This window comes from Aliivibrio sifiae (assembly GCF_002954705.1).
Taxonomy (GTDB): Bacteria; Pseudomonadota; Gammaproteobacteria; order Enterobacterales; family Vibrionaceae; genus Aliivibrio; species Aliivibrio sifiae_A.
Map to the genome: position 1 here is coordinate 85795 of NZ_MSCO01000002.1, position 10203 is coordinate 95997.

Sequence of the window (10203 nt, forward strand, 5' to 3'; positions counted from 1 at the left end):
TTGTATAAACGAACTTATAAAAATAACGATTTCAAAAGGGAAATGTGATGAGCAATTTTGTAGAGAAAGAATCTGATTTTAGCAACATGATTAATGCGCGTTTATCTCGTCGAGGTTTTTTGATGGGAACTGCAGCAGCAGGTGCGAGTGCTTTTTTAGCCTTAAACCCAGTCGCAAAGGCTATTGCTGGTAGTATGGATAGCCCATTATTAAATTTTGAGGCAATCGCTACTTCTACCAGTGATTCTATTATTCTCCCTAAAGGTTACAGCTCAAGCACCTTAATGTCATGGGGCGATCCTATTTTTGCCAATGCACCTCAATTTAATCCCAATGGAAAACAAGATTCAAAAGCCCAAGCTCTGCAATTTGGTGATAACACGGATGGCATGAGTGTGTTTCCATTATCAAAAGATCGTGCAATTCTTGCGGTAAACAATGAATACACCAATTACGAATATTTGTTTGCTCATCAAGGTAAAGCGATGACGGCTGATGATGTGGCGAAAGCACAGGCTGCTGTGGGTATTACCATTGTTGAAATTGTAAGAAATAAGGGTCAATGGGTTATTGATCCAACAGGAAAAGTAAACCGTCGTATCACTGCTAATACAGAGATGTTAGTCACAGGCCCAGCAGCAGGTCATGACTTATTAAAAACGAAAGCAGACCCTGCAGGAAAGAAGGTATTAGGTACTTTCAATAACTGTGCAAATGGTGAAACTCCGTGGGGTACATACTTAACCTGCGAAGAGAACTTTAATTCATTCTTTGGCTCTGAAAAAACAGCAGAATTAACCGCTGATGACAAACGATATGGTGTAAAAGCAAAGCAGAGTGAATATCAATGGCACAACTTTGATGATCGTTTTAATGTTTCTAAAAACCCGAATGAACCGAATCGTTTTGGTTGGGTAGTTGAGATTGACCCTAATGATCCAACGTCTACGCCATTGAAAAGAACCGCGCTAGGTCGATTTAAACATGAAAATGCCGCATTAGTGGTGAATGATGATGGTCATGTTGTGGTGTATCTTGGGGATGATGAGCGTGGTGAGCATCTTTATAAGTTTGTATCCAAAGGTAAGTATCAAGAAGGTAATAATTCAGCTAACCGAGACTTACTAGAAGACGGAACGCTTTATGTTGCTAAGTTTGCAATGAAAGAAAATAAGTTAGAAGGCGATGGTCAGTGGTTAGAACTTACTTACGGTAAGAATGGGTTAACCAAAGAAAATGGATTTAATAGCCAAGCCGAAGTAATGATTTTTGCTCGCCGTGCAGCAACACAAGTGGGCGCAACTACAATGGACAGACCGGAATGGGTTGCAGTTCACCCTGATAAGAAACACGTTTTTTGTACACTAACTAATAATAAATATCGTGGCGTAAGAGAAGGCCAAGAGGTTGATGGTGTTAATCCACGAGCAGAAAACCATTATGGTCAAATTGTGCGTTGGGCACCAACTAATGCAAATCATGTGAGTGATACATTCCAATGGGATTTGTACCTAGTAGCAGGGAATCCAACGGTGCATAAAGGCAATTTGTACGCGGGCAGTGAAAACATTAATAAAGACAATATGTTTAATAGTCCTGATGGTATTGGTTTTGATAAAGCGGGTCGCTTATGGATCCAAACCGATGGTAATTATTCAAATAAAGGCGACTTTGCAGGGCAGGGTAATAACCAAATGTTGTGTGGTGATCCAAAAACTGGAGAAGTGCGTCGTTTCTTAACGGGGCCAATTGGTTGTGAAATTACCGGATTAACCTTCTCAGAAGATCAAAAAACCATGTTTGTTGGTGTGCAGCACCCGTCTGGTCACTTTCCTCAAGGGGGGGATAGTAAACCACGTTCAACTATTATAATGGTGACTAAAGATAACGGTGGCGCGATCGGAAGCTAGGCCTTTATCGTTAAGAAAAATAAAAGTGGCTTCATTAAGAAGCCACTTTGTATTAAGAATTACTCGATTTATGGGTGCTAAATATTTACTTCTTTTCTTCTTCTACAGTCCAATGGATTACGACTTCTTTTTTACCCCATTGTCTTGCTTTTTCAACATCTTCACCCATGTAAATATCAATTTTCTTTTTCCAGCGCTTATTCATTTTATCAAGCACTAGGTAGGTACCATCAAGACCTTCGATTGTTACTTCTTGATTATGAGTAAGACCCATATCGATAAGATCTCTTGATACAGCAATTGATTTCATTCCTGGTTTTAGCGTATCGCCCCAAGCGGCAAGGTTTGGTGTGTCATCGGTTTCACCTACACTTGAAGTGTATGCGCTTGCTGTTACTTTTAGAGATTGTTCACCTCCTCCGCAGCCAAAAAGTGATGTCATAGTGAGTGCTGCTAGAAGATAAAAGCGAATTTTCATAACCGTTTCCTTTAGTTAGAGGTATGTTTGATGCGTAATATAATGTATCCGTACATGATACCTTTTTTCTATATGTATGCGTTGCTAAAGATTGAGACAAGCTATGATTTAAAAAATAAGCTGAATGTATAAAAGTATTTGTTAATCTAACTTACTCTCAATTGCTTCAATAGCCATTCTTATACCAATTGGGACTTGTCCATGGAATGGATGCAGCGCATAGACATTAGAGGCTTTCATTTCAAAGTTCGGTAATACTTCTTTTAACTCATCTTGATGCTGTAAATAAATAAACTCAGGAAGAAGCCCAACGCCTAATCCATTTTTTATTAACGCCAAACTATTTTGAACCGTGTTTACTTGATGCGTAGCTGTAAAGTGTATAACTCGAGAAGATTGTGTTGTCGTATTTACTAACTGATGTGAGATCTGTTTAGGCTGCCAATGGTTTGCAATGTAAGGAAGGGCTTCAATGCTATCAAGAGTAAATTCTGGATAGTCTTTGGTAATACATAATACGTCTTGTATGGTTCCAAGGCGCTTTTGCTTTAGGTTACTTAATTTTGATTCACCAACACGGATAGCCAAATCAATGTCTTCTTGCATTAGGTCGAGTTGACCATCATGCGCGATTAGATTTAATTTCACGTTTTTGTGGACGCTAAATACGCTGCTTAACGCCGGAATAATAATGTCATTCATTAAGGCGTGAGGGGCGGTTACTGTCAGTTTTCCTTGTGGAAATTCTTGTTGATGTAAAATATCACTCCAGGCTTTTTCAGCTAATCGATGCATTTCGCAACACTGTAAATAAAAATGCTCACCTGAGGCAGTAAGGCTTTGTTTTCGTGTCGTTCGTTTTAATAGAGGTAAACCTAAATCAGTTTCTAATTGTTTGATATGTTGGCTTATGACTGATTTTGATAGGTCAAGTTTATCAGCAGCTTTAGTGATGGAACCTGATTCAACCACGGTCATAAATAGGGTCATTTGTTTTAGTTTTTGCATGCTATCTCTACTTATTTGAATGGTATTATCTGACTTTATTGTTCTGTTATATTAAATAGTGTTTTCTTATTTGTCTGTTTTTCACTGTTAATAATGTACGTATAGTTCATCTCATACAAACATTGGAGAAACAATCATGACTCAAGAACAAATTTTAGCAGTATGCAAAGCCGGTATTTCAGCATGGCAACAGGCTTTTAATTCTCAAGACGCTGCTGGTTGTGCTGCTCAATACGCAGAAGGCACGGTGATGGAAGCTCGCCCATTTGGAACGTTTACTGGCCGTGAAGAGATCCAAGCATTTTGGCAAAACATCATGGACCAAGGATTTACTGATGTGGATTATACCGACGTTAAATGGGAAAAGATTGGCGATAATGGTTATTTGCTAACAGCGAGCTGGACGATGAATAAAGCGTTTGGCGTAGTACATAATGAGCATTGGACGATTCAAGAAGATGGTAAGGCTCGTTTAATTGCAGATGATTTTGAAGTGCAAGGCGAGTGTTAGAAAGCATTTTTTAGATTATGTGGTTGAGTAATTTGTCATTATCAACCACACTAAAAAATTACCCACCGTTTGGGATCATGGATGATTAATATATTAAGTTTATTTACCTTAGCTGCGTTGTGGGGCGGTTCATTTTTATTTGTTAGAATTGCAGCAAACCCGTTAGGGCCTGCGGTATTAATTGAGACACGGGTTGCTTTCGCCGCATTGACTCTACTTGTTGTTTCCTTCTTTCTGAAAAAATCCCTATACTTTATGTCCAATATTAAACACTTCCTTATTTTGGGGTTGTTTAATTCAGCATTACCTTTCTTATTATTTGCTTATTCAGCACAAATTTTAAATGTATCTACTTTAGCTATTCTTAATTCTACCGCTCCAATTTGGGGTGCGATTATTGGGGCGGTATGGACTCGAACTTGGTTAACTAAAGAGGTCGTATTTGGTTTGGTTCTAGGTATGATTGGGGTTAGCGTTCTGGTTGGATGGGAGGCGATTAATGTTGGTGATGAAGCGATTATTCCAATGATTGCGGCCTTGATGGGGGCTTCTGTAATCTTGGTGCTACCGTTGGTTCCTTTTATTCCAGTAAGAGAAACAATTAGCTCAGATATTATGTTGTCAGTATTTGCGCTTGGTGCAGTCTGTACTGGTCTTGCGTATTTATTGTATTTCCGATTAATTAAAGATCTTGGTGCGTCGTCCGCCCTTTCTGTGACCTTCCTTATTCCTGCGTTTGGTATTTTGTGGGGATATTTGTTTTTAGGTGAAACCGTTGGAATGAATGCGATTATCGGTACTATTTTAGTGGTAGCAGGAACCATGTTTGTGACGGGTTTTTCTTCCAAATTTATATCTAAAAAACGGATCTGATGAGTTTCTTTTCTTTATTAAAAAATAGACGCCTAGGGCCAGTTGCTTTAGGCGTCTTCGTTTTTATGTATTACGCTTTAGACCAAGCTCTGATATCAGTAATTTCTTTAGCATCAATACTTAATGATTCTAGAAATTCTTGATGAGCATCAGGTTCCATTTTTTCGAATTGTTTGTGCCAATTTTGCATGTCTTGCTCGTTAAGACCTGCTGCTTTCATTATTTCGACCCAGCGTGCTTTAGTAACCATATTTTGCTCCAATAATGTAGGTTGTTTTAATAACATGACTATTGCATTCTGTTGCTGTCGTAATCGTTGGATTTCACTTTCAAGTGCATTAAATTGATTACGCAAAATACTTTCTTGTGTCATATCGTCTTGATGGTCAAGTAGCGGCATGATGTCTGTAATTGGTACACCAAACGAACGATAAGCCACAATTGCTTCTAATCGCTTAGATTCTTTATCTCCGTACCAACGGTAGCCATTATCTGAGCGATAAGCAGGGGAAAGTAATCCTGCTCGTTCATAATATAGAACCGTAGTGCGGGAGATATTATTGTGTTTTGCCATTTGCGTTACAGTCAACATAGTGTGCTCTCTTGCTCATCAAGGTTAAATTATCAACCCTGCACTTGTAGATGGGTCAAGCATTAGGTTAGAAATAGTTATAATGCTTGTCAAAGCGAATTCGATTATTTCTAGATTTTCTTTTTGAAAGGTTTGATGCACTGAAAGCGGGTGAGTAAATATCGAGGGTTTATGAGAGCAACATTGAGCCATTGAGGTTGACTCAGTGTTTTGGTGTGAGCATTACATCATCACTAAACTTGCTGTTCCTAAGAAAGCGAAGAAACCAACAACATCAGTCACTGTCGTTAAAATTACAGAACCAGCCAGTGCAGGATCTAACTTAAACTTATCTAATGTGATAGGAATAAGTACACCAAATAAGGCCGCGGTGATGATATTAACGATAATAGCTAGTGAAATGGTGGCACCTAACGCGAACGACTGGAACCAAGCACCAGCAAGACCACCGATGATTAATGACCATAGCAAACCGTTGATTGAGCCAATCCCTAATTCATTTTTTAATAACGCAAAGCGGTTACCCGGGGTAATTTGATTTAGCGCCATCGCACGAACCATCAAGGTTAATGTTTGGCTGCCAGCGATACCGCCCATAGAGGCCACGATTGGCATTAATACTGCCAGTGCAACGACTTGAGTGATTACATCTTCAAATAATCCGATCGTTACAGAAGCTAAGATAGCGGTAAGTAAATTAATACCAAGCCAAACCCCACGTTTTTTTGAACTCTTAATGATAGGAGAGAAAAGATCGTCGCCCTCATCCATACCAGTACCGGCCATTAAGCGAGTTTCGTAAATTTCACGCTGGGTATTAATCGCAAATTGCCAATCAAGTTGCCCAATTAAAACGTTATCGTCGTCGATAATCGCCACACTTGGTACCGCTGAGTGTTCAACGGCTTCAATACTTTCATTGAGAGGTTGATGTACATTCAGAACTAAGCAGTCTTCTAATTTTAACGTATTAATTTTAACTGAGTCATCCGCAGTTAAAATATCGGTGTATTGCACAATGCCGTGAAACTTATGAGCACGGTTTATTAAGTGCATGTATTGGTGAGACTCAAATAAGTTAGTTTTTAATAGTTTTTTCGCACGTCCAACACTGACATTGAAAGGCAAGGTTGCAATTTTACGGTCTGCCCAGTGACCAACCTCATCATCTTCATACTGCTTTGCATCATCATATAAATCCAATTCATCGCGGCTAATAAGCTGTAAAGCAAGGCTGAAGATTTCATCAGGTAGAGATTCTGCCCATTCGATTAACGATAAGTTATCCAGTTTGGCTAAGGTGAAGTTTAATTCAGCATCAGAGAGCTCTTCAAGGATAGCGACACGAGCGTCCGCACGCATTTCTGTTAAAACATCTATATGCATTTCTAGCGGCAAGCGTCGCCATAATTGTACACGTTGGTCGACAGGGAAAGCTTCTAAGATACGAGCAAATGAACCGTTATCTAGACCATTTTCAACGTATTCGCCGAGAAGCTTAAATTGATCTTCTTGTTCGACGTTAAAAAGCGTCTCAATTTGAAAGGATAGATCTTGATGTTCGTTCAATCTTTTACTCCATAAATCAATGATATTTTGAAATGCTAAGTGAGCCTTAGGAAATTGTTCTCTAAAGGAAAGATAACTTATCTACAAGCTAAAGAGAATAGGAAAGTGCATTGTGAGGTTATAAATGTTAACCGAGAAATTATTGTTAAATCATCATTGTTACCCTTTAAGAATTTTGCCTTTATTAATGATTTAAGTTGTTTAATTATTATTATTTATCTTTTATTGTTTTTCTCCATAATTTAATTGTTAAGAATTAATTATTATTAGGTATCAATTATTTCTCTTACTTATAGAATGCGCGATTGTTTTTTTGGGAATGTTTGTTATGTATAAAATAGTAATTCTTTTTTTCTTTATATCACCTTTTGTAAATGCTAATACTGATTTTAAAGAATTGAGTAAGGATATTTATATTGGAGGAAAGGTTGGTTCAACGCTGTATAAGAATTCTTGTAATAAAGAATCATTAGAGTGCAATGATTTTCGGCCATCATTTGGAGGGTTCTTAGGGTATAAAATTAACGATATTTTTTCGATTGAAGGAGGTTATAGTGATTTAGGAAAAGTTAAAGCTGACTATATACCTATCTCTGAATATCAAGGCGTTGCAAAGTATTCTGCTGAAATTCAGGGGTATGAGTTAGGCATAAAATCTGATTATCACCTTTCTAACCAATCAGTATTGTTTTCAAAAGTTGGTGGCTATTATTGGGATGTTGAGAAAAAAGGAGATGAAATAGGATTTAAAGTAAATGAAAAAGATAGTGGCACATCTTTAATGCTAGGGTTAGGTTATGAATATCTTTGGTCGAAAAAGTTATCTACACGAATTGAATATCAATGGATAAATAATGTTGGGGGTAAAAATACCGGTGGCAGTAATGTTAATTTAATTACTGTTGGTATTGGTTATAGGTTTTTGGGTAATGATAGTGTGAAACCTAAGTCTCCTTTAGTTATTGAGAAGAAGGAATTTAAAGAATTAAATGCCAATCATCCTGATGAAATGACAGTTTATTTTGATTCTGATTCTTACACTCTTAGTAATCATGAAGTAAATAAAATTCATTCATTATTAGAGTACCTCAATAGTAATGAGGATGTGAATATATACATTCATGGTTATACAGATAATACACATACAGAAAAATATAATTATGAATTATCTAAAAAAAGAGCAAAATCTGTTTCAGATTATATGCTTCAGCTAGGAATCGGTGAGAACAGATTTGAATTGTCAGCCTTTGGATTTACTAACCCTGTAATGTCAAATGATACAGAAAATGGTCGAAAAGCTAATCGACGTGTTGAAATATATTTAATTCAGGAGTAATAATGAAAAACTTTATTATATTGGCATTAGCATGCTCTTTATTTGCTTGTAATAGTGAAAATTCAGGCTTACCTACTCAAGTTGGTGGTAATTATCAACCGGAATCTTTTAATTTTCATGAGATATTATCGGTAGATGGCAATGTAAAAACATATTTTTTTGAGTGGGAAGATAGTAGTAATGCATCTTATTATACATTATGTGAGAAGAGTAATAGTTATAAAGATAATTGCAATATTATTCAGGATAACTTAAAGGGTCTATCTACTCAGTATGAATTGAGTCGTCTTTTGACGCCTAAATTTTTAGATAAAGAGTTTTTTATTATAGCCAGAAATGGTAAAAATATAAAATTAAGCAATGTGAGAAGTGTTAATCAAGATGAATATTTAAAGTCAATAGGCGTAGTTAAAAGCTCAAATGCTAAAGATAATGACTATTTTGGGAGGTCAGTTTCATTTAGTGAGGATGGTAATACATTATCAATTGGTGCATTTGGAGTCGATGGTTTAAAAGGCAAAGTATATATATATCAAAAGAAAGATAATTTATGGGAACAAAGAGTCGAGTTATCGCCAGATGATTTAGAGGCTGGAGATCGCTTTGGTATTTCAAATGCAATTAGTAAAGATGGAAAAACGCTAGTTGTTGGGGCAGATCATCATAATTACAATCCACTTTCAGAAGTTGGTAAGCCGGGTAAAGCCTACGTATACTACAATGTTGCTGATAGTTGGGTTTTCGATAGAATATTAACTCGGGGGGTAAATGACGATTCTTTTGGATTGTACATTTCAATCTCAGATAATGGTTCAACGATTGCAATAGCATCACCTGGTGAAAACAATGATATTGGTAATGTTTATCTCTATACTAATGACGGTGAAGTATGGTCAGACAAGAGTTTAGCTCCATCACATACTGATCCTTATGGACCAAATAGGTTTGGAAGTTCTGTATCTTTAAGTAGCAATGGAAATGTTGTTGCTATTGGTGCCGTTGGTGAATCATCAGACTCAAGTCATACTAATTTAGGTGGCGTTTATATTTTTAAAAAACAGATGGGAAATTGGGAAGAAAAAACTCGATTAGAGCTACCGTCTACTATTTCGGGGCAACAATATCATTTCGGAAAATCGGTCTCATTAGATAATACAGGAGCAACTTTAGCTATTGGGTCACCAGAAGAAGGTTCATTAGGTGCCGTTTATATATTTAAAGAATCTAATGACTCTTGGTCACAAGTAGAGAAAGTTCAGCATTCTAGTTTGCAGAATGGGGATCTATTCGGATATAGAGTTAAATTAAGTGGTGATGCTAATAGTTTAATTATAGGGGCATTTACAGATAATTCTGGAGATATTTTTTTAGATGATAATCTAGTTGAAAATAGTGGTGCTGTTTATTTTTATAAAAAAGAGAATAATTTGTGGTTTTTTGATTCTTATATAAAATCACCTAAAAATCAAAAGGGTGGTCATTTTGGCCTTGGGCTTGATATTAGTGATGATGGTTCTCAGATGTTTATCGGAGCGAGAAAAGAATCTAGTGGAGAGGGAAAAGTATATTTATATTAATGAATAATACCCTCGAACTTTAGGTTAATGGTTCTTATATTTATTCCTTTTTTAGCGACTTAAATTATTATTAATAGGCACTTAAGTATAATTTTTATTGCAAGTGCCATATATGATTGAAGGTTAAATTACTATTCTTATAGACATGTATAAGGAAGTGTTCTTTATTTTGATATAAGTAGAATATTTAATAATGAGGTCATCATTATAATGAAATTTAAGGTAATTTTTATCGTTGTCATTAACTTTAACTAGCCCAATAACCTTAAATACTAAGCCTATATGTTTTATTACATATGGGCTTTTTTACTTTATATGTATCGCGGTAGTAGTACCTATTAGACTGCCA

9 protein-coding genes are annotated in these 10203 nt (G+C 36.5%); 5 read left to right on the top strand and 4 right to left on the bottom strand.

The window, feature by feature from the left end; all coding sequences use genetic code 11:
• The first annotated feature begins 47 nt into the window (after positions 1-47).
• Complete coding sequence (locus BTO22_RS11510) at positions 48-1910, top strand: PhoX family protein (RefSeq protein ID WP_105055654.1); 1863 nt, start codon at positions 48-50, stop codon at positions 1908-1910.
• Between the two features lie 85 nt (positions 1911-1995).
• On the opposite strand, the gene BTO22_RS11515 is transcribed toward BTO22_RS11510, so the two are convergent.
• Positions 1996-2388, bottom strand: a complete 393-nt coding sequence (locus tag BTO22_RS11515) for a 3D domain-containing protein (RefSeq protein ID WP_105055655.1) — start codon at positions 2386-2388, stop codon at positions 1996-1998.
• Between the two features lie 141 nt (positions 2389-2529).
• A complete protein-coding gene (locus BTO22_RS11520; RefSeq protein ID WP_105055656.1) occupies positions 2530-3396 on the bottom strand; it encodes a LysR family transcriptional regulator in 867 nt (288 codons plus the stop codon).
• A gap of 136 nt (positions 3397-3532) precedes the next feature.
• On the opposite strand from BTO22_RS11520, the gene BTO22_RS11525 reads away from it, so the two are divergent.
• Positions 3533-3907: a YybH family protein gene (locus tag BTO22_RS11525; RefSeq protein ID WP_105055657.1), complete on the top strand. Its 375-nt coding sequence runs from the start codon at positions 3533-3535 to the stop codon at positions 3905-3907.
• A gap of 81 nt (positions 3908-3988) precedes the next feature.
• Positions 3989-4780, top strand: a complete 792-nt coding sequence (locus BTO22_RS11530) for a DMT family transporter (protein ID WP_105055658.1) — start codon at positions 3989-3991, stop codon at positions 4778-4780.
• Positions 4781-4850: 70 nt separating this feature from the next.
• On the opposite strand, the gene BTO22_RS11535 is transcribed toward BTO22_RS11530, so the two are convergent.
• Positions 4851-5372 (bottom strand): MerR family transcriptional regulator, encoded by a 522-nt coding sequence (locus BTO22_RS11535; RefSeq protein WP_105055659.1) that lies wholly within the window; start codon positions 5370-5372, stop codon positions 4851-4853.
• A gap of 222 nt (positions 5373-5594) precedes the next feature.
• On the bottom strand, positions 5595-6941 hold the full coding sequence (locus tag BTO22_RS11540) for a magnesium transporter (RefSeq protein WP_105055660.1): 1347 nt from the start codon (positions 6939-6941) through the stop codon (positions 5595-5597).
• A 328-nt stretch (positions 6942-7269) separates the two neighbouring features.
• On the opposite strand from BTO22_RS11540, the gene BTO22_RS11545 reads away from it, so the two are divergent.
• Both BTO22_RS11545 and BTO22_RS11550 read left to right on the top strand, forming a co-directional pair.
• Positions 7270-8277, top strand: coding sequence for an OmpA family protein (locus BTO22_RS11545; RefSeq protein ID WP_181044634.1), 1008 nt, complete (start codon positions 7270-7272; stop codon positions 8275-8277).
• A 2-nt stretch (positions 8278-8279) separates the two neighbouring features.
• Positions 8280-9854, top strand: coding sequence for a hypothetical protein (locus BTO22_RS11550; protein WP_105055662.1), 1575 nt, complete (start codon positions 8280-8282; stop codon positions 9852-9854).
• The last annotated feature ends 349 nt before the right edge of the window (positions 9855-10203 follow it).